This is a genomic window from Mesorhizobium sp. M0833 (genome assembly GCF_040319905.1).
Taxonomy (GTDB): Bacteria; Pseudomonadota; Alphaproteobacteria; order Rhizobiales; family Rhizobiaceae; genus Mesorhizobium.
Genome location: NZ_JAMYOQ010000098.1, coordinates 1 through 593 on the forward strand (window position 1 = coordinate 1; position 593 = coordinate 593).

Consider the following 593-nt stretch of genomic DNA (forward strand, 5'->3'; position numbering starts at 1 on the left):
AAGACCGCCGAGACCGAACTCGAAGTCGTCGAAGGCATGCAGTTCGACCGCGGCTATCTCTCGCCCTACTTCGTCACCAATGCCGAGAAGATGGTTGCGGATCTGGAAGACGCCTACATCCTTCTCCACGAGAAGAAGCTCTCCAACCTGCAGGCCATGCTGCCGATCCTCGAGGCTGTCGTGCAGACCTCGAAGCCGCTGGTCATCATCTCCGAAGACGTCGAAGGTGAGGCCCTGGCCACGCTGGTCGTCAACAAGCTGCGTGGCGGCCTGAAGATCGCTGCCGTCAAGGCGCCGGGCTTCGGTGATCGCCGTAAGGCCATGCTGGAAGACATCGCCATTCTCACCGGTGGCCAGGTCATCTCCGAAGACCTCGGCATCAAGCTCGAGAATGTCGGCCTCAACATGCTCGGCCGCGCCAAAAAGGTGTCGATCTCCAAGGAGAACACCACCATCGTCGACGGCGCCGGCAAGAAGGCCGAGATCCAGGGCCGCGTCGCCCAGATCAAGCAGCAGATCGAGGAGACCACCTCGGACTACGACAAGGAGAAGCTGCAGGAACGTCTCGCCAAGCTGGCGGGCGGCGTTGCCGT

1 protein-coding gene is annotated in these 593 nt (G+C 61.6%); it reads left to right on the forward strand.

Annotated features, from left to right (window positions below):
* On the forward strand, nucleotides 1-593 hold a 593-nt coding region (locus NKH98_RS32955), incomplete at both ends, for a TCP-1/cpn60 chaperonin family protein (protein ID WP_352904323.1).